Origin of the sequence: Cobetia sp. 2AS, from assembly GCF_029846355.1 — a bacterium.
Classification (GTDB): Bacteria; Pseudomonadota; Gammaproteobacteria; order Pseudomonadales; family Halomonadaceae; genus Cobetia; species Cobetia amphilecti.
In genome coordinates, this window is sequence record NZ_JARWKQ010000001.1 from 1,215,656 (window position 1) to 1,233,078 (window position 17,423).

Genomic DNA, 17,423 nt, shown 5'->3' on the forward strand with positions numbered 1-17,423 from the left:
TTGTTGCCTCAATCCAGCTTCGGATAGACGACAGTTTCAGACGGGGGATACGGGCAGGTCGCGGTAAAGGTCGTGACACCCTTGGTATCCCAGAAGGCGGCCGCGAATTCATTGATGAGGGTCAGCAGCTTTTCCCCCTTGTCGCGCTCGATACCCTGTTTGCAGGCAGAACCAGCCAGCATGATGCTGTGCACCAGCGCATCGATGTCGGGATAGGCATCCCGCTGCGGTTGCTTGATGTAATCGCCCCAGATGATGCGGATCTCATGCTTGGTTTTCTCGGCGTGGCTTTCCTTCTGCTCCACCAGGCGCGCCAACAAGGCCTGGTCTGCCAGCGTCAGGCTGTCCTTCTGACCCAGCTCATTGATGAGGTCCATGAAGCGAATCACGCTGAGTGCGGCGATCTGTGCAGCAGATGGATCGTAGATCTTGCAGGGAATATCACAGTGCGCGGAAGCCGCAGGGACTGATACCAGGCGGTCAATGCCGCGAAGCAGGGCGTGAATCATGCTCAATCCTCCTTTTGCTGAGTGTTCTGGCGCTTGTGACGCGACTGACGAATGACGAAGAAGGCGGTACCGATGACGGCTGCGATGGCGCCATAGAACAGGGTGTGAACGAGCGGGCTGCTCCAGTCACTGTGGTCATGTCCCGGGTGGGCCAGGGCCGTATTGGCGGCGGTCAGCAACAGCAGTCCGCTCGCGGTGAGGATTTTCTTCATTCCGTATCTCCTGTGGGGGGGAGTGTCAGTGATGGACCCGCGTCGTGGAGCGTCCCGCGGGGTTCGTCTGGTGAGTCCGTCGCGTGGTAACGCCGAGCCATTGCACGGTGTTCATGATCTCCATGCGTACCTGGCCGCTGCCGCGCAGCAAGGCCTGTTGATGGGCATGGCACAGACCCGGGGCGGAGAGCGCATGGGAGAGGCGAGCATGGGCAGCCTGCAGGGAGCGCATCGCTTGCGGGTGTTGGCCCTGGGCGCGGTAGAGCTCCGCCAGATTCTGGTAGCTCACGACCAGTGCCGCGACGCCGCCATCCGGGTCTGCACAGGGCATCAGAAAGATGTCGGCAAAATGGCAGGCGCTGAGATAGTGCTGCTCTGCCATGGCGTAGTCGCCCTGTTCGAACAACGCATTGCCTGCCTGTGTTTCACGCTTCCATTCGTCCATGAGGCCCTCCTGTGATCGGATATCGTCTTCTTAAGCAAATCGCCATGATTATGATAATCATTATCATTCAATAGTGGTGCAAAGCCTCAGCGACTGCAAGAGGGGATGGCAAATCAGGGGGAAGGCGGCTTGGCCCCGAGTATTGCGCGCAAGATCAGACGCTAGCTGTCAGCGCACAGACTGGCGGGCGACGCGGTGCTGGTGAGCGTTCTACGTTCAGAGCGGTTGGCTTGCGAGGCCCGGGCCCGGCGAGAGCGAGGTGGTGTCTGGTGAGAGTTCCGCTGGCTGTGGCGCTTGCTCGGGCGAGGAATAGCGCTGTTTCGCCGTGCGCATGATGGTCTCCATGCTGGCATACACCATGTAGAGATCTCCCAGGTTCTTGTCAGTCCTGAGCGTGGCATCGTGCAGTGGCGTCAGGCCGAAACGCTTGAAGATCTTCATGTTGGCGCGTTTGCACAAGGCCAGGATGCCATCGCCTTTTCGGGATCTGACATGACGTGCCGCAGCAGCCATCAGCAGATTGCCATGGGCAAATCGCTTGGCCTCCGGGGCCATTACCAGCCGGCTGAACTCATAGATGGCGCCCTCCGGGATGGACACCGCATCGCTGTCATCGAAGAGCGTGCGCGACTCGAGACTCCCGGGAGTGACGCGAATGCTGCCCAGTACGGTGTCGTGCTGGGTGTCCATCAGGCAGATATGCTGGCTGTTGCTGTCGATCACATCATCGTGATCACGGTGCTTCTTGAGGTAGGCCTTCGAGGCGCTGTGGTGGTCTTCACGTAGCGTGCGCACCTGGCGGAAGAGCGGGTGATTGCGACCAAAGAAAGACACTGTCTCTCGATGGGTCTGATACGTGAAAGAAGCGGTGAACTGCTGGATGACGGCAACGTCCTGAGTGTCTTGCATTCCCTTTCTGTCTCCTCGTGTCATGAGGTTGGTTAGTTTTCTCATGCTTTTGGGATGGAAAAGCTAACACTTAATTAGTTTTAGTGCATGTTTGTTGCAGCATCATGACGCGGAGTTGGCTATGGCGAAGATGGCCCAGATAGCATGATTGGCAGCGCACCGACGAAATGAAACCGACGTGGTGGATGATGTCCATATGTCACGATAATCTCGATATATGCGGCTAACATGAGGCGAAAAGAGATTAAGTTGCGCTTTACTGCATTGTCTGAGGCGGGCTTGTGGATGGCCTTGAGGCCTTGGCCCCATGAGATACGAGTTCGGTATTGTCATGAGAAATGGCGGGGCTGCTGACGCAACGACAAAGACTCCGCCACGCTACCTTCGCAGAGGGGCATCAGTCGCCAATTGCAGATACTGAGGGTGATATGGTTCATGCCAGCAGGTCATGACTCTGCGGGGATTGGAAGGGTGCTGGCGCAGCAAACAAGGAGAGAATGGGGAAGGTGGCAAAGTCGCAGGCAAGAAGTTCATGGCAGAAAATTCATGTAAGGGCATGCATGGCTGGGAATGTACATTCATGATCTGTATCAGGCGCAAACTGAAGATTGATGCAGTGTCTTGCGATGCAGCGCATCGGTGTTCAGAGTTCGGGATATGATGCAATGCTAGAGCGAATATCGAGCACAGGAATCCACTTCATGTGGCTCGCAACAAGGAGAGAGCAATGGCACTGAAGATTCTGGTCTTTCTGGGGTCGGTGCGGACCAGCACACCCCCCGCACCTGCACGTCTTGGGGAAAGGGTCGCCAGGTGCTGCGTCGCACAGCTCGAGGAAAGTGGCCATGAGGCGGTATTGATCGATCCACTCGATTACGATCTGGCAGACCCCTTCAAGCCGCTGTTCTCCTATGCGCAGCGCAATGCCCCCCAGGACTTGCTCAATCTCGCCCAGCAGATCGAAGCGGCGGATGGTTACGTGATGGTCAGCCCCGAGTACAACCATTCCATGAGTCCGGCGTTGGCCAATCTCCTGAATCACTTCGGCAGCTCGCTTTACTCCTACAAGCCCTCGGTGATCGCGACCTATTCCGCAGGGCAGTGGGGCGGGGTACGCGCAGCAGTCAACATGCGCACCTTCCTTTCGGAGCTGGGCTGCTTGCCGGTCTCGGCGATGATTCACGTGCCTCGAGCGCAGGAAGTGCTCAATGAAGATGGCGGCTACGCCGAGAATCAGGATGCCCGGGAATGGGGCGGCTATCTCGAGCGCGCCTTCGAACAACTTGCCTGGTGGGCGAATGCCGCCAGGCGTTATCACGAGAGCGAAGACGGTGAGAAGCGCCCCGGCGCCTTCACGCGCAGCCCCTCGCAGCGCAACGCTCCTTGAAGGAGTGCTAGCGTTCCTTGCCTCGATAAATGAGTGACGCAGCAAAAAGGGACTGCCTGAGCAGTCCCTTTTTGCATTGATAGTCAGTCACGTTTCGTCATGAGACTGCCGGCTCACTCGAAGTAGCCACGCACCTTGTCCATGTCATCGGTCTCCGTCAGCGCCAGCGAGAGCAGAATGCGCGCCTTCTGAGGATTGAGGGCGCCACTGCCGATGCCTTCTTCCTTGGCACTGACGATACCATTGCCGGTACGGGTGCTGCGCACGACCGGGATACCATCCGCCATGGCCTGCTTGACCAGCGGCTTGACGGTCTCCGGAATCGAGCCATTGCCGCTGCCGGCGATCACGATGCCCTTGGCACCGTTGTCGAGGGCGGCGGTGAACAGCGCCGGGTCCATGTCCTGGTGGGCGTAGATGATATCGACCTTCGGCAGGCCATCGAGGGACGTCACGTCAAAGTGAGGCTTGTCGGTCGGTGTCGCCGGTGTGTAATAGAAGTGCGGCTTGCCGCTGATGAAGGCACCGAGGTAACCCTGCTCGGTCGCCTTGAAGGTGTCCATCATGATGGCATTGGTCTTGGTGGTGTAATACGCCGAGCCGATGCGGTCATTGAGCACGATCATCGCCCCACGTCCCTCCGCGCCTTCATCGGCTGCCAGGGTGACCGCCTCCAGCAGGTTGAACGGGCCGTCGGCGCTGATGGCAGTCGCTGGACGCATGGCGCCCACCATTACCACCGGCTTGTCACTGTCGACGGTGAGATCCAGGAAGAAGCCGGTCTCCTCCAGCGTGTCGGTGCCGTGGGTGATGACCACGCCGTGGGTGGCGTCCGTCGCGAGCTCTTCATTGATCGCCTTTGACAGCTTGAGCAGGATTTCCTGATCGATATTGCTGCTGCCGGTGTTGGCGATCTGTTCACCGGTCACCTCGGCGACATCGGCCAGTTCCGGTACGGCGTCCAGCAGCGCTTGCACCCCCAGGCTGCCGGATTCGTAGTTGGTGGTGTCCGTGGAGGAGGCAGAGCTACCCGCAATCGTGCCGCCGGTGGCATAGATCTTCACTCCCGGGTGTTCCGCGGCGTTGGCCTGAATGCCATAGGCCAGAGAACAGGCGGCGATCGAGATGGCAGCTACAAGGCGGCGGGGAGTCATGAAGTCAGCTGTTGTCATTGTGGTGAGTCGCTCTGTCGTTGTTTTGAGTGCAAATGAAGGTCGTGTCTCAATCTTTCATTATTCATGAATAAGGAATATCTAAATTTAGGAGGTCAGTTCTCCTTGTCATCTTGTGTGGCGATTGATGCTCAGCATGGGGCGGAGGCGGGAGTCAGGCGGAAGGCTTCATCCCCCATCGAGTCAAGCAAGAAGCCGGCCAGTTCGTGACATGACACTGGCCGGTTTGCATCACGTCAGTGCCGCGCCACCATCACTGCGGGGGTCGTGGGCCGCCTCGACCTGACCGTCCGGGTGGCGCATCACGGCACCGGCGTGCCCCAGGGTGTCGCTGAAGGCCTCATCGAGGACTTCCACTTCATGGCCCATGGCCGCGAGTGTCTGAGCCATTTCGCCCGCGAGGCGCGATTCGAGCTTGAGGCTGGTGCTGACATCGCCCCAGGTGCGGCCGAGCAGCCAGCGCGGTGCGCTGATCGCGGCCTGCAATGACATGCCGTGGCGGGCGATGCGCGTGAAGACAGCCGCCTGAGTCTGCGGCTGGCCTTCACCGCCCATGGTGCCGAAGGCCATCACGCGGCCATCATCGAAGCAGGCCAGTGACGGATTGAGGGTATGGAAGGGCTTGCGGCCCGGTGCCAGGCTGCGCAGTCTGTCCGGCGCCAGGTCGAACGCCAGCCCACGGTTCTGCCACATCACGCCGCTGCTGGGCAGCACCATGCCACTGCCGAATTCCCAATAGACGCTCTGGATGAAGCTGGCGGTGGTGCCGTCACTGTCCGTCGCGCCCATCCAGATGGTGTCGCCTTCGGCGGGCTCGTGCGGCCAGCCAAGCGCGGACTGCATGTCGATCATCTCGGCCTGGCGGGCAAGGGCCTCCGGAGAAAGCTGTGCCTGTTGCGTGGCGATGCTGCCTTCGAGGTTATCCTCGAGCGCCCCCTCGATGCATTCCGGCGAGGTGATCAGGCTGTCGCGTACCAGGAAGGCGCGCTTGGTGGCTTCGATCAGCGCATGCAGGTGACGCGGGGTGTTACCGTCCGCTTCGCTGATGCCATGCGTCGCGCTCAATGCATCGTAGAGCCCCAGAATCATCAGCGTCGCGAGGCCCTGGGTCGGGGCGGGCAGGTTGTATACCTCACTGTCGCGCAGGCGGACCTTGAGCGGCGTGACGCGCTGGGCGCGATAGCCGTTGAGGTCTGCCAGGCGCAGCGGGCTGCCGGCGGCTTCCAGCTCCTGTGCCATGCGGGACGCGAGCTCGCCACGATAGAAGTCATCGAGTCCGGCATCTGCCAGACGCGAGAGCGTTGCGGCCAGCGCCGGCTGACGCAGTCGCGCACCTTCTTCCAGCGCGATCGGCTCACCTGACTCACTCTGACCCAGATAGCGCTCAGCGAAGCCGGGCTGATGCGAGAGCACGGCCAGGTGTTTTTCGCTGAGTGCCTTCTGGCTGGCGCTGACGGCCACGCCATCATTGGCATGCCGGATGGCATGACTCAACAATGTCGAGAGCGGCAGGGGCGAGCGCTCATCCGCCGAGGTCTCGGCAGAGAAGGCCAGCGCCTCCTGCCAGCCGCCGATGGTGCCGGCCACCGTCAAGGCCGACAGCGGTCCGCGGGTCGGGATGCTGCTGCCGTTGGCCAGAGGAGCAGCCCCCTCACTGTCAGCCGCATAGCCATGGCCGTGCTCGGCATAGAACTCGCGGCTGGCAAGCCCTGCCGCCGGGCCACAGGCATCGATCGCCAGCGGCGCCAGTCCCGGACGCTTGATCAGCCAGAAGCCGTCACCGCCGATGCCGTTCATGTGGGGGTAGACCACCGCGATGGTCGCTGCCATCGCGACCATCGCCTCGATGGCGTTGCCACCATCGCGCAGGATATCGCGGCCCGCTTGCGCCGCCAGATGATGGGGCGCGGCGCAGGCACCGCCAAAACCACGTCGAGTATGAATCATGGCGTCTTGCTCCTGAGGATTCCGTTGTTGTTATTGAGCGTCCAGTGCGTCTCAGCTACCGGTGAACAGGTCGTAGAACATGCGCAGTGCCGTGAACATCAGGAAGATGGCGAAGACCTTCTTGAGCTTGGCGGCGTCCATCGCGTGGGCCAGCTTCGCGCCGATCGGGGCGCACAGCATGGTCGCCGGCACGATGGCGGCGAAGCCGAGCAGATTGACGTAGCCGATGGAGCCCGGCAGCAGGTTCGGTTCGTCGATGCCATTGAGCAGGAAGCTGGCGGTGCCCGGCAGGCTGATGACCAGACCCAGCGCCGCGCCCGTGCCGACGGCCAGGTGCATCGGGGTGCCCAGGGTGCTCAGGGTTGGCACGCTCAGGGTGCCGCCGCCGATGCCCATCAGCGTCGAGACGCCACCGATGAAGGTACCCAGTGCGCCGCTGCCCAGCGGGCCCGGCAGGCCAGAGCCCAGCACGGTGGACTGACGGCGGAACATGTTGAGCGCGACCAGGAAGGCCACGGTGGCAAACAGCCCCATCAGTACCGCACCGCTGAACAGGTTGGATAGCAGGCCGCCGATGATGACGCCGATGATCACGCCCGGCAGCAGGCGCTTGAGAATCGCCGGGTCCAGATTGCCCTTGGCGTAATGCGCCCTGGCCGACATGATCGAGGTGGGAATGATGGTCGCCAGTGAAGTGCCGACGGCCTGGTGCATGCGCACCGCATCATCGACGCCCAGCAGGCTGAAGAGGTGAAAGAGCACGGGCACGATGACGATGCCGCCGCCGACCCCCAGCAGGCCGGCCATCACGCCGGCAATCATGCCGGTGACGATCAGTGCGGCGATCAGGCCGAGAATCCAGTGCAGTGGATAGGCTGAGAACAGTTCCATGGTGTTTCCTTGTCGTCCCCGTATGGCGCGGGGTGGTTCATTGCTGATGAAGGTTGCCGATGAACGCCATCGGCAGTCGATGCATGTCCCTGGAGCGCTGGCAGTTGTGCTGTCTCCAGGGAGGCGAGCCGGTGGGCAGGCCACAAGACATTACGCGTTGCTGAATTACCTTTCCAATGGCCTTTGCGCTGAATCACCACTCAAGTGTCTCGAGCCGCGCCGGTAGATGGCTGGCCGGCTTACCAACCGATCGCCTCCGGCAGCCAGGTAGCGAGCCCCGGGAAGCAGAACAGCAGCACGACTGCCGCAGCCTGCAGGCCCACGAAGGGCAATACACCGAGATACAGATGGCGGGTGGTGACCTCTGGCGGAGCGACGCCCTTGAGGAAGAACAGCGCCCAGCCAAAGGGCGGCGTCAGGAAGGACATCTGCAGATTCATCGCCACCAGCACGCCCAGCCACACCATGTCGGTGCCATAGCCGATGAAGACCGGCAGGAACATCGGCAGCGCGATATAGCTGATCTCGATCCACTCGAGGAAAAAGCCGAGCACGAACAGTATCACCATCAGGAAGATCAGCGCGCCCAGCTCGCCGCCCGGCAGCAGGTTGAACAGATCATGCACCATGTTCTCGCCGCCAAGGCCGCGGAAGGCCAGCGAGAAGGGCTGCGCGCACAGCAGGATGAAATAGACCATGGCGGTGATGGTCAGGGTCGAGTGCAGACAGGCCTTGAGCATGGTGAAGTTGAGTCGCCGGGCCAACAGCGCGATCAGCATGCTGCCCAGCGCTCCCATCGAGGCCGCTTCGGTGGGAGCGGCCACGCCACCCAGAATCGAACCGAGCACCGCAAACACCAGCATCAGCGGCGGAATCACGCTACGCGCCAGATCACGCAGCAATTCCTTCATGCCACCGGCTGCGGCGCGCTCCTCTTCCGGGATGGCCGGGACGAGGTCCGGCTTCCACCAGCCCAGCACCAGCAGATAGACGATATAGATGACGGCGATGGCCAGCCCCGGCACGAAGGCGGCGGCAAACAGGGTGCCGACGGATTCGCCGAGAATTTCCGAGAGCAGGATCAGTACCAGACTCGGCGGAATGATCTGACCAAGGGTGCCGGAGGCGCAGATGGTGGCCGAGGCCACGCCCGGGTGATAGCCGCGCCGCAGCAGGGTCGGCAGCGTCAGCATGCCGACGGTGACCACCGTCGCGCCGACGATGCCGGTGGAGGCACCCATCAGCACGCCGACCAGAATGATCGCGATGCCCATGCCGCCATTCACGCCGCCCATGGCGCGCCCGATGGTCTCGAGCATGTCCTCGGCGACCCGCGATTTCTCGAGCATGACTCCCATGAAGACGAACAAGGGGATCGCCAGCAGGGTGTAGTTGGTGACCACGCCATATAGACGGGCCGGCATCAGACTGAACAGCAGCGGGCCAAAGCCCGCCAGCCCCGCCACGAAACCGGCCACGGCCAGGGAAATCGCGACCGGAATGCCGATCAGCATCAGGACCAGAAAACCGCCGATCATGGCCAGCGCGATCCACTCGTTCGGGCTCATGGCGTCACCTCGCGTTCCAGGTCACCGTCGACGGGCTTGCCCGACAGCACCAGCAGCGCGCGCAGGCAATCTGCCACGCCCTGCAGCGCAAGCGCGGCGAACCCGAGGGGAATGAAGGCCTTGAGCAGATAGCGATAGGGCAGGCCGCCGGGGTCGGGCGAGCCTTCCATCAGCTGCCAGGACTGCTCGGTGTAGCTCAGGCCCAGCCAGGCGATGGCGGCGCCGATGGCGATGGTCATCAGCGCACCGATCAGATCCACCAGCGCGCGGCCCTTGAGGGAGAAACGGTCGTAGAAGACATCGACGCGAACGTCGGCGCGATGCTTGAGGGCGTAGGAGATGCCCAGCAGCGCGATGGGAGAAATCAGGTGCCACTCGAATTCCTGGAGTGGCACGGGGCTGATGCTGAAGAAGTGACGCAGCAACACGTTACCGGCGACCAGCAATACGAGCGCCAACAGCGAGTAACGGGCGATGACGCCCAGTCGCTCGATGATGCCCTCGAGAAAATGGATGACGTACAGCATGGCATGGCCTCATGAACGCCACGACGGGACAGGTCGTGGCGTTGGACAGGGAAGCAGCAAGACGGAAAAAGGCGTTTGCGCTCGGGGCTTGTACCTTGAGTTCGCCCCCCGCAGCGCAGCGAAGGGCGAGTTCATCGGGCGACGGGTCTGAACGCGAGGCGTGAGCCGACAGATACGAGACCCGAGACGCGAGGCCCGAGACACCAGGCGTCAGAGCGCCAGGAAGGTTTTCTCGCTGACGGCGGCCCATTCCTTGTGCTGGTCGCGGAAGGCCATGAAGGACTCGTGCACGCGCGCGGTGTCCGGATCGGCCGCCGCCATGTCGGTCAGCGTCTTCTCGGTGACTTCCTTGAGACGCGCTACCACCGCGTCCGGCAGCGGCTGGGCGGTGACGCCTTCGTTGTCGACCAGATCATTGAGCGCCTCGGCATTCACCGACTCGCACCAGGCCTGGCTCTCGACGTTGCACGCCTGGGCGGCGGCCTTGACGATGGCCTGCAGGTCTTCGGGCAAGCCCTCCCAGGCCGCCTTGTTGATCATCAGCTCGGTGACATTGGTCGGCTCGTGCCAGCCGGTGGTGTAGTAATACTTGGCGGCCTTCTGCAGCCCCAGACGGCGATCCTGATAGGGGCCGACGAACTCGGCGGCATCGATGACGCCACGTTCCAGCGCCGGGAAGATCTCCCCGCCGGGCAACAGACGCACGGCCACGCCCAGTTCGGCATAGACCTTGCCGGCCAGCCCCGGGATACGCATCTTCAGGCCCTTCAAGTCCTCGACCGTATTGATCGGCTTGCGGAACCAGCCGGTCATCTGCACGCCGGTGTTGCCCATCGGGAAGGCGATCAGCCCCTTGGGAGCGTAGAGCTCATGCCACAGCTCCAGACCGCCACCGTGATACAGCCAGGCGTTCATGCCCTGGGTGTTCATGCCGAAGGGCACGGTAGTGAAGTACTGGGCGGCGGGAATCTTGCCGGCCCAGAAGTAGGCATTGCCGGCGTTCATCTCCACCACGCCACTGGCGACGGCATTGAAGCCCTCCAGAGCCGGAATCAGCTCACCGGCCGCGAAGTGCTGGATCTTCATGCGCCCACCGGACATGGCCTCCACCTTGCGGCAGAAGTCGGTCGGACTGCCCGGGCCCTCGACATAGAAGGGCGAGCCCGGACCATAGGCATTGGTCATCTTCCATTGATAGGTCTTGTTGGATTCCGCGCGCACGATGGCGGGCGCACCCATCACGAGTCCAGCGGTTGAGGTTGCCAGTGCGGCACCCAGGAACTTGCGACGATCGAATGTCATGGGAGGATCTCCTGCGGACGGATGACCAGTAATGCCCTTGCGACAGACTGCTTTGAATGCTCTGTGTGAAAGAGTCTTCTGTCTCAAGGGGCGCCTGTACGGCATGCCGACATCGAGGCCGGCGATCTTGTTGTGTAGGTGTTTCTGCATGTTCTTGAGTAGCGTTGCCTGTCATTTGTTAGCCAGGAGGCTGCCATTTGTCAGTGGGCTACACGGATGACTCTGCAAGGCGTGTGCCATTTGGCGCGCAGGGAGATTTATTCTTTATTTTCAATCTTTTGCATGGAGATACTGGACGCTGTGTTGCGCTGATGGAGCGTGAGTGCGCCCCTGGCGTTGCCCAAGTGAGGCCGTGGAAGCACTGATTGGCAAAGTTCAGGGCCTGACAAATGTCAGAAGATGACGCCTATCGCGGCATTTGTTCACCGATAGCGACGGGGAGGGTGACATCTGGCTCACGAATGTGGGGTGGAGATGATCAATTGTCATGCTCGCGACCTGATGGTGCGTGCGATCGATCATGGTGCACCTGGTTAGGGGCGCTCAGAGTCGGTCAATCAGCGTCGGTCAATCAGAGTCGCCAAATCAGAGCCGGTTCGACCACCTCTAGTCTTCATGCGAGGCGCCACAGACGACAGTCTGACGGGTCGGTGGCATCATGCGGCTTTGTCCTGATGGAGCGTTAGATGTCACCTCATGTGCCTGAAGAGCCTACCGCCCGCTCGGAGTCTTCGCCTGCCGCCGCATCTACATGCGTGGCGAAGGCTGCCGGGCCTCGCCTGCCCGTCACGCCCGGGGCGCCAGGAGAGGCACAGGTGCCGCGCATCCTGCTGGTCGCCATCCTGGTGGTGATGGCGGTGCTTGCCTGGTGGGAAATGCCGCAGCAGTGGGCGCTGGATTTCCTCGACGCCACTCTGGGCCAGGCATTCAGCGCCTTTGCCATCGCCAAGGGCCTGAACGCGACCATCTCGGTGCTGCAGTCCTCGACCATCGACCTGCAGGTGTTTCAGGTCTCGCCCGGAGAAGCGCTGGACCCCGCCAATGACATGATCGAGCGCTTCTCGTGGGTGATGTTCGCGGCGACCGGCTCGCTGGCGCTGCAGAAGCTGCTGCTGGGCATTTCCGGCTCGCTGATCATCAAGGCCTTCGCCAGCGGTGCCTGCCTGCTGGCGGCTCTCGGGCTACTTACCGGCAATCGCCAATCGGTCGATGGCGTGCATCCCCGTCAGCACTGGTGGCAGGTGGCCATTCTGCGCGTGGCCCTGTGGGGCATCGCACTGCGCTTCGCGGTGCTGAGTGTCGCGCTGGCCAGCGGCGCCGCGGGTCAGGCCTTTCTCGATGACAGTCGCGATACCCAGATGGCGCAGCTGAGCGTGACGCAGCAGCAGCTGGCGGAAGTCGCCGACAAGCAGGTAGGTGGCGCGCACGAGGAGCGCAGCTGGTGGCAGCAGTTCAAGGGCAGCATGGAAGGCTGGGTCGGTGGGCCGATCACCAGTGTCACCCAGGGCTTTGATGCGATGACCGACAAGGTGATCGATCTCACCATGCTGTTCATCACCCAGACGGTACTGTTCCCGCTGGGCTTTCTGTGGATCGCGCTACGGCTGCTGCGCGGGCTGGCAAGGTTGCAGTGACGCTTGCAGTGATAGTTGAGGTGTCGAGTGAAATGACGGCTCCGGCGCCGTCCGGGGCTGCGGCGTCAGAGGCAGAGACAGAGACGTCATAGCCGCGCACCGCCACGACGGTGCTTCACGCGGGTCATCAGCGACTTGCAGTCGACCGAGAGAATCTCGTCGCGATTGAAGATATGCGCGCGCACGAAGGCATCGAAGGCCTCGTAGCTGTCGGTGAGGGTGTGGATGTGCAGGCTTTTCAGGTCGCTCATGATATAGAGGCTGACCACCTCGACGCAGGCGGAAAGCTCCTCGGCGATGCGTTCGATGGCACTGGGGGCGACGGTCAGATCCACGAAGGTGGAGATGCCCTTGCCGAGCTTGTCGGGGTTGATGACGGCGGTGAACTGTTCGATCACGCCGCTCTCGACCAGCGCCTGGACGCGGCTGCGCGCATGGGCACGCGAAATGCCGAGCTTGCGGGCGATATCGGCGTAGGACATGCGACCGTCCTTGATCAGCAGGTTGAGCAGCTCACTGTCGGTGCGGTTGAGGTTCATGGGCCAGGGTCTCGACGGTCTTTGTTGTAGTGGTGCGCATGTCTTATCAAACCTGTGCGATCCGCACTTGTATAGTCCGATTTCCGCCTCTGGCGAGGATATTCCGGCTCTGGAAACCAAAACGGGACGCCAATGCGTCCCGTTGTCATGTGCATGTTTAGAGCAGAAGCCTCAAGCGTCACTGATAGACGATCTCGCCCTGGGGCGCGTATGCCGCGACGTCGATCGGGCTCTGCTCGGCAAGGTAGGCCTTGAGCACATCGGCATCGACGAAGCCGGTATCCAGGTAACCCGGCAGGTCAGTGACCTTCGGATAGCCATCCCCGCCGGCGGCATTGAAGCTCGGGACGGTGAAGCGATACTGCGCGTCCATGGCCAATGGCTGGCCCTGAATCATCACCTCGGAGACGCTGCCTTCCTCGCGATTGACGCGCAGGCTGACGCCGGCGAACTGGGCATAGGCGCCGGAGTCCACCGGTTGGGTGGCCACCGCCTCGAGATACTCGAGCACCTCGCTACCTGACATGGTCACGACTCCCACGGTGTTGCCGAAGGGCAGCACGGTCAGCACATCCTTGTAGGTGATCTCGCCCGCGGGCAGGGAGGCGCGCACGCCACCTGCGTTCATCACGCCGAAGTCGGCCTTGCCGGCCTGCATGGCGGCGGTGGCGATCAGACGTCCCAGGTTGGTCTGGGCAAAGCGCACCACATCGCGATCACCTTCCAGCTTGCCGTTGCTCTGTGCGACCGTGACGTTGAGCTGCGCCTGACCCTTTTCCTGATAGGGGCGCAGGAATTCGCGCAGTTCGCTGTCCTCGGCAATTTCCTCTGCGACCAGCACCTTCCTGCGCTCGCCATTCTCCTCGACGGTCTTCTTGAGATTCACCGGAATCAGCTGATAGTTGACCATGGTCAGCTCGCCATTGCGGAACTCGTAATCGGCGCGCCCCACGTACTTGCCCCATTCATGCGCCTGCACGATGTAGGTGCCGTTCTGGCGGTCCGGCTGGCAATCATCGCCGGGCGCGAAGTCCGCCATCCGGTTGGCGCCCTCCATGCAGACCGGCTCCTGGGAGTGGCCACCGACGATCATGTCCAGTTCGCCGTAGGGCAGATAACGCGCCAGAGAGACATCGCCCGGCGCATTGATGCCATGCTCGGCATTCTGATAGTGGCCCATGTGGGTGACGGCGAAGATCAGGTCCGGCTGCTCATGCTCGTTGAGCTCCTCGATGGCCTTGCGCGCCTCTTCCTTGGGGTCACGGAAGTCGAGATTGCTGAAGTATTCGGGGTTGCCGATACGCACTGTGTCTTCGGTGGTCAGGCCGATCACCGCGATCTGGATGCCATGCTCATCGAAGATCTTCCAGGGCGCGAACAGGCGCTCGCCGCTGGTCTTGTCGTAGATGTTGGCGGCCAGCATCGGGAAGTCGGCCCAGTCGCGCTGCTTGAGCAGCACCTCCAGCGGGTTGTCGAATTCATGGTTGCCCACCGCCATGGCGTCGTAGCCGATGCGGTTCATGCCCTTGAAGTCGGGTTCGGCCTGTTGGAGATCGGATTCCGGTACGCCGGTATTGATGTCGCCACCCGACAGCAACAGCACGCTGCCGCCTGCGGATTCCACCTCGGCGCGGATGCGGTCGACCAGCGTCTTGCGCGCCGACATGCCGTATTCGCCATCACTGCTTTGCCAGAAGCGACCGTGGTGATCGTTGGTATGCAGCACCGTCAGGTGATAGGTAGTGTCGGCCTGCCATTCATGGCCCGCCTGGCTGGCACAGGCACACAGCGTGCTGAGCAGTGCAGCCCCCAGCAGGGCCTTCAGCGCCATGCGCGAGCGGTGGGATGCGCGCAAGCCCGGCGCATTTGATGAGGTGAGTCGAGTATTCAGCATGAGCGATACGTTCCTTGTGTCTGGCTCCGAGGCGCAATGGCGCGTTCAAATCTGTGAGTGCTGATTGTCAGGGTGCTGATTGTAAGAGTGTTGATGGTAAAACTGCTTGAAGGGTGGGGACGGCATGAACAACCCCATGCAGTCTGCCTCATTGCTGTGGAGATTGGATGACCGACACCCGAAGTGCGAACTTTCTAGACCGACATGAAAAAACCGGCCAATGATGCGCCGGTCTTTTCATGTCTCATTGCTGCGCCTGCGGGTCAGGCGTGTTCCTGGTCCGCGCTGATGCTGTCGGTGGACTCACGCTCACTCGCTTTGGGGTTGAACACCTCGGCGTCTTCCATCTTCGGCAGCAGCAGCTCGGCGATGATGGCGGTCAGGCCGCCCATGGTGATCGGCGAGCGCAGCGCATCGGCGAAGGCGCCCGGAATGGCGTTCAGCACATCCGGCACCATGCCGACGCCAAGCCCCAGCCCCAGGGCCAGCGCGATGATCATCATCTCGCGGCGCCCGATGGGCTGCGCCATCAGGATGCGGATGCCAGACACCGCGATCAGCGCGAACATCAGCGTGGTGGTGGCACCGAGCACCGGGCGCGGCATCTGGGTCAGCAGGGTGGCGATGAAGGGCGACAGGCCCAGCAGCAGCAGGAAGCCTGCCACGTAGCGGCCCACATGGCGGCTGGCGATGCCGGTCAGCTGGATCACGCCGGTGTTCTGGCTGAAGGTGGTGTTGGGGAAGGTGCCGGCCAGCGCGCCGAGTGCGGAATTCAGGCCATCCGCGAGTACACCACCGCGTAGACGCTTCTGATGCGTGTCATCATCCACGGCGAGCCCCGAGGCGCGTGCGCTGCCGGTGAGATCACCGACCGTCTCGATGGCAGTGATCACGAAGATGAAGGCCACCGGCAGGAAAGCCGCCAGCGAGAAGTCGAAGCCGGTGCTCAGCGTCGCCGGATGCGGCAGGGCCAACAGGGCGGCATCGGCCAGCTGCGGTGCATCATAGAGGCCGCCGATGGCGGCGATGATGCAGCCGATTGCCATGCCGATGAAGATGGAGGCGATTCTCAGCCACGGATGGCGCGAGACCTGACAGGCCAGCACCGTGATCAGCACACAACCGGCCAGTGCCAGATTGGCGGGTGCACCGAAGTCCTCGGCACCAAACCCGCCGCCGATGTCCGTCATGCCCACCTGGATCAGGCTCAGGCCGATCAGCATCACCACCACGCCGGTGACCACGGGCGTGATGACCCGCTTGAGCCACGGCAATACCGTGCCCAGCGCCATCTCGATCAGGCTGCCCGCCAGGCAGGTGCCGAACAGTACCGCCAGTACCTGTTCGTCACTGGCATTCTGGGAGCGTGCGATCAACCCGGCGGTGATCAGCGCGGACACGAAGCTGAAACTGGTGCCCTGGATGCTCAACAGCCCCGAGCCGAACGGTCCGATGCGCTGGGACTGGATCCAGGTGGCGATCCCGGAGACCACCAGTGCCATCGACAGCAGGCTGGCAGTATAGGCATCGAGCGACAGTGCACTGGTGATGATCAATGTCGGTGCAATGATACCGGCCAGACTGGCCAGCAGATGCTGGGCGCCAGCCAATGCGGACACTGGCACCGATGGGCAGCTATCGAGGCCGAGCAGTGGCTCATCTATCCCCTTGGAATGGGAAGAGGATTGGGTCATGGGACGCTCCTTGTTCTGCTCGCGATGCAATGGCGATGGCGGGAATGGTGTCAGGCACTGGAGTGTTCAGCGCGGGCAGGCAATTATAAGCAAGATATGAACCAAGTTCAGTGATTCCCTCTGGTTTTCCTTGGCTTGCTTCGCTATTTCTAAGCATCAGGCATTAACCCTGTCGAAGCCCGTATTCCAGACACGCAAATCCCCGCAGAGCGTGACGCCCTGCGGGGATTTGCGTAAGAGCTTGCTGAGCCATGCGGCAACGAGGGCGCAAAGAAGGCGCAGCCGTCAGGAGCAGAAGGCGGCCGCTCAGCAGGATGTCGTTACGGGTTGAGCAGACGCTGGATGTTGAGTGTCATCTCGCCTTCGCCGAAGGCACTCAGGAAACCCTGGAAGTGATCGCTGGCGACATGTTCATTGAGAGCTTCTTCATCCCACCATTCTTCGAGAACCATGAAGTCGCCTGCCGGTACCGGCTCACCTTCCGCGACGTTCTTGTCGATCGCGAAGAATTCATACTGCAGGCAGCCCTTGTCGGACTGGCTCTTCTCGACCAGTTCGGCGAGAGCATCGCGTGCCTTGTCCTGCTGGTCGGCGGGGAAGGTCAGTGTCGCGATAAGCTTGATGGACATGGCATGAATCCTGTCGTGGGCGTAAGAAGTGGACGTAACAGATGGGCGAAACGAATCAGGCACGCAAGCCGGACATCGCCGCCGGGAATGCACTGCGCTGGCCTGCCTCGAAAAGGTGGCATGTCCGCCATCGGGATGCAATGCGGCGGGCACGGCGGCGACTT

At 61.9% G+C, this 17,423-nt stretch carries 16 protein-coding genes; 2 read left to right on the top strand and 14 right to left on the bottom strand.

Annotation, left to right across the window (positions count from 1 at the left end):
• Positions 1 to 8 precede the first annotated feature (8 nt).
• From sodN to QD356_RS05170, 4 genes are all read right to left on the bottom strand, one after another.
• Complete coding sequence (gene sodN / locus QD356_RS05155) at positions 9 to 509, bottom strand: superoxide dismutase, Ni (RefSeq protein ID WP_192838217.1); 501 nt, start codon at positions 507 to 509, stop codon at positions 9 to 11.
• Positions 510 to 511: 2 nt separating this feature from the next.
• Positions 512 to 721 (bottom strand): hypothetical protein, encoded by a 210-nt coding sequence (locus QD356_RS05160; RefSeq protein WP_192838218.1) that lies wholly within the window; start codon positions 719 to 721, stop codon positions 512 to 514.
• Between the two features lie 25 nt (positions 722 to 746).
• Positions 747 to 1,166, bottom strand: a complete 420-nt coding sequence (locus tag QD356_RS05165; protein WP_192838219.1) for a tetratricopeptide repeat protein — start codon at positions 1,164 to 1,166, stop codon at positions 747 to 749.
• A gap of 216 nt (positions 1,167 to 1,382) precedes the next feature.
• Positions 1,383 to 2,000, bottom strand: coding sequence for a hypothetical protein (locus QD356_RS05170; RefSeq protein ID WP_279876996.1), 618 nt, complete (start codon positions 1,998 to 2,000; stop codon positions 1,383 to 1,385).
• Between the two features lie 802 nt (positions 2,001 to 2,802).
• On the opposite strand from QD356_RS05170, the gene QD356_RS05175 reads away from it, so the two are divergent.
• Entirely contained in the window at positions 2,803 to 3,462 is a 660-nt protein-coding gene (locus tag QD356_RS05175; RefSeq protein WP_264158076.1) for an NAD(P)H-dependent oxidoreductase, read from the top strand.
• Between the two features lie 113 nt (positions 3,463 to 3,575).
• On the opposite strand, the gene QD356_RS05180 is transcribed toward QD356_RS05175, so the two are convergent.
• The 6 genes from QD356_RS05180 to dctP all read right to left on the bottom strand — a co-directional run bounded on the left by QD356_RS05180 (position 3,576) and on the right by dctP (position 10,869).
• Entirely contained in the window at positions 3,576 to 4,616 is a 1,041-nt protein-coding gene (locus tag QD356_RS05180) for a type II asparaginase (RefSeq protein ID WP_192838221.1), read from the bottom strand.
• 249 nt (positions 4,617 to 4,865) lie between these two features.
• Positions 4,866 to 6,581, bottom strand: a complete 1,716-nt coding sequence (locus tag QD356_RS05185; protein WP_192838222.1) for a gamma-glutamyltransferase family protein — start codon at positions 6,579 to 6,581, stop codon at positions 4,866 to 4,868.
• Between the two features lie 51 nt (positions 6,582 to 6,632).
• On the bottom strand, positions 6,633 to 7,472 hold the full coding sequence (locus QD356_RS05190) for a sulfite exporter TauE/SafE family protein (RefSeq protein ID WP_192838223.1): 840 nt from the start codon (positions 7,470 to 7,472) through the stop codon (positions 6,633 to 6,635).
• Between the two features lie 239 nt (positions 7,473 to 7,711).
• Positions 7,712 to 9,040, bottom strand: a complete 1,329-nt coding sequence (locus QD356_RS05195) for a TRAP transporter large permease subunit (RefSeq protein WP_131431987.1) — start codon at positions 9,038 to 9,040, stop codon at positions 7,712 to 7,714.
• The gene (locus QD356_RS05200) at positions 9,037 to 9,567 is read right to left on the bottom strand and encodes a TRAP transporter small permease subunit (RefSeq protein ID WP_192838224.1); all 531 of its coding nucleotides are present in this window, start codon (positions 9,565 to 9,567) and stop codon (positions 9,037 to 9,039) included. The genes QD356_RS05195 and QD356_RS05200 overlap by 4 nt, the downstream gene beginning before the upstream one ends.
• A gap of 210 nt (positions 9,568 to 9,777) precedes the next feature.
• The gene (gene dctP, locus QD356_RS05205; RefSeq protein WP_043332696.1) at positions 9,778 to 10,869 is read right to left on the bottom strand and encodes a TRAP transporter substrate-binding protein DctP; all 1,092 of its coding nucleotides are present in this window, start codon (positions 10,867 to 10,869) and stop codon (positions 9,778 to 9,780) included.
• An 815-nt stretch (positions 10,870 to 11,684) separates the two neighbouring features.
• Here dctP and QD356_RS05210 point away from each other — a divergent pair.
• Positions 11,685 to 12,503 carry a hypothetical protein gene (locus tag QD356_RS05210; RefSeq protein WP_192838225.1) on the top strand — a complete coding sequence of 273 codons (819 nt, stop codon included), beginning with the start codon at positions 11,685 to 11,687 and terminating at the stop codon, positions 12,501 to 12,503.
• An 86-nt stretch (positions 12,504 to 12,589) separates the two neighbouring features.
• Here QD356_RS05210 and QD356_RS05215 read toward each other — a convergent pair whose 3' ends face one another.
• The 4 genes from QD356_RS05215 to QD356_RS05230 all read right to left on the bottom strand — a co-directional run bounded on the left by QD356_RS05215 (position 12,590) and on the right by QD356_RS05230 (position 17,259).
• Positions 12,590 to 13,042 (bottom strand): Lrp/AsnC family transcriptional regulator, encoded by a 453-nt coding sequence (locus QD356_RS05215; protein WP_043332694.1) that lies wholly within the window; start codon positions 13,040 to 13,042, stop codon positions 12,590 to 12,592.
• A gap of 178 nt (positions 13,043 to 13,220) precedes the next feature.
• A complete protein-coding gene (gene ushA / locus QD356_RS05220; RefSeq protein WP_279877004.1) occupies positions 13,221 to 14,936 on the bottom strand; it encodes a bifunctional UDP-sugar hydrolase/5'-nucleotidase UshA in 1,716 nt (571 codons plus the stop codon).
• Between the two features lie 263 nt (positions 14,937 to 15,199).
• Positions 15,200 to 16,630 carry a solute carrier family 23 protein gene (locus QD356_RS05225; RefSeq protein WP_192838226.1) on the bottom strand — a complete coding sequence of 477 codons (1,431 nt, stop codon included), beginning with the start codon at positions 16,628 to 16,630 and terminating at the stop codon, positions 15,200 to 15,202.
• A 320-nt stretch (positions 16,631 to 16,950) separates the two neighbouring features.
• A complete protein-coding gene (locus QD356_RS05230; RefSeq protein ID WP_192838227.1) occupies positions 16,951 to 17,259 on the bottom strand; it encodes an antibiotic biosynthesis monooxygenase family protein in 309 nt (102 codons plus the stop codon).
• Positions 17,260 to 17,423 lie beyond the last annotated feature (164 nt).

What these genes read in the sequence shown, in the direction of transcription:
- QD356_RS05185 (WP_192838222.1), bottom strand. Translation starts at nt 6,581, where the DNA reads ATGATTCATACTCGACGTGGTTTTGGCGGTGCCTGCGCCGCGCCCCAT.
- QD356_RS05215 (WP_043332694.1), bottom strand. Translation starts at nt 13,042, where the DNA reads ATGAACCTCAACCGCACCGACAGTGAGCTGCTCAACCTGCTGATCAAG.
- QD356_RS05190 (WP_192838223.1), bottom strand. Translation starts at nt 7,472, where the DNA reads ATGGAACTGTTCTCAGCCTATCCACTGCACTGGATTCTCGGCCTGATC.
- QD356_RS05195 (WP_131431987.1), bottom strand. Translation starts at nt 9,040, where the DNA reads ATGAGCCCGAACGAGTGGATCGCGCTGGCCATGATCGGCGGTTTTCTG.
- dctP (WP_043332696.1), bottom strand. Translation starts at nt 10,869, where the DNA reads ATGACATTCGATCGTCGCAAGTTCCTGGGTGCCGCACTGGCAACCTCA.
- QD356_RS05225 (WP_192838226.1), bottom strand. Translation starts at nt 16,630, where the DNA reads ATGACCCAATCCTCTTCCCATTCCAAGGGGATAGATGAGCCACTGCTC.
- ushA (WP_279877004.1), bottom strand. Translation starts at nt 14,936, where the DNA reads ATGCTGAATACTCGACTCACCTCATCAAATGCGCCGGGCTTGCGCGCA.
- QD356_RS05200 (WP_192838224.1), bottom strand. Translation starts at nt 9,567, where the DNA reads ATGCTGTACGTCATCCATTTTCTCGAGGGCATCATCGAGCGACTGGGC.
- QD356_RS05230 (WP_192838227.1), bottom strand. Translation starts at nt 17,259, where the DNA reads ATGTCCATCAAGCTTATCGCGACACTGACCTTCCCCGCCGACCAGCAG.
- QD356_RS05165 (WP_192838219.1), bottom strand. Translation starts at nt 1,166, where the DNA reads ATGGACGAATGGAAGCGTGAAACACAGGCAGGCAATGCGTTGTTCGAA.
- QD356_RS05175 (WP_264158076.1), top strand. Translation starts at nt 2,803, where the DNA reads ATGGCACTGAAGATTCTGGTCTTTCTGGGGTCGGTGCGGACCAGCACA.
- QD356_RS05160 (WP_192838218.1), bottom strand. Translation starts at nt 721, where the DNA reads ATGAAGAAAATCCTCACCGCGAGCGGACTGCTGTTGCTGACCGCCGCC.
- QD356_RS05180 (WP_192838221.1), bottom strand. Translation starts at nt 4,616, where the DNA reads ATGACTCCCCGCCGCCTTGTAGCTGCCATCTCGATCGCCGCCTGTTCT.
- sodN (WP_192838217.1), bottom strand. Translation starts at nt 509, where the DNA reads ATGATTCACGCCCTGCTTCGCGGCATTGACCGCCTGGTATCAGTCCCT.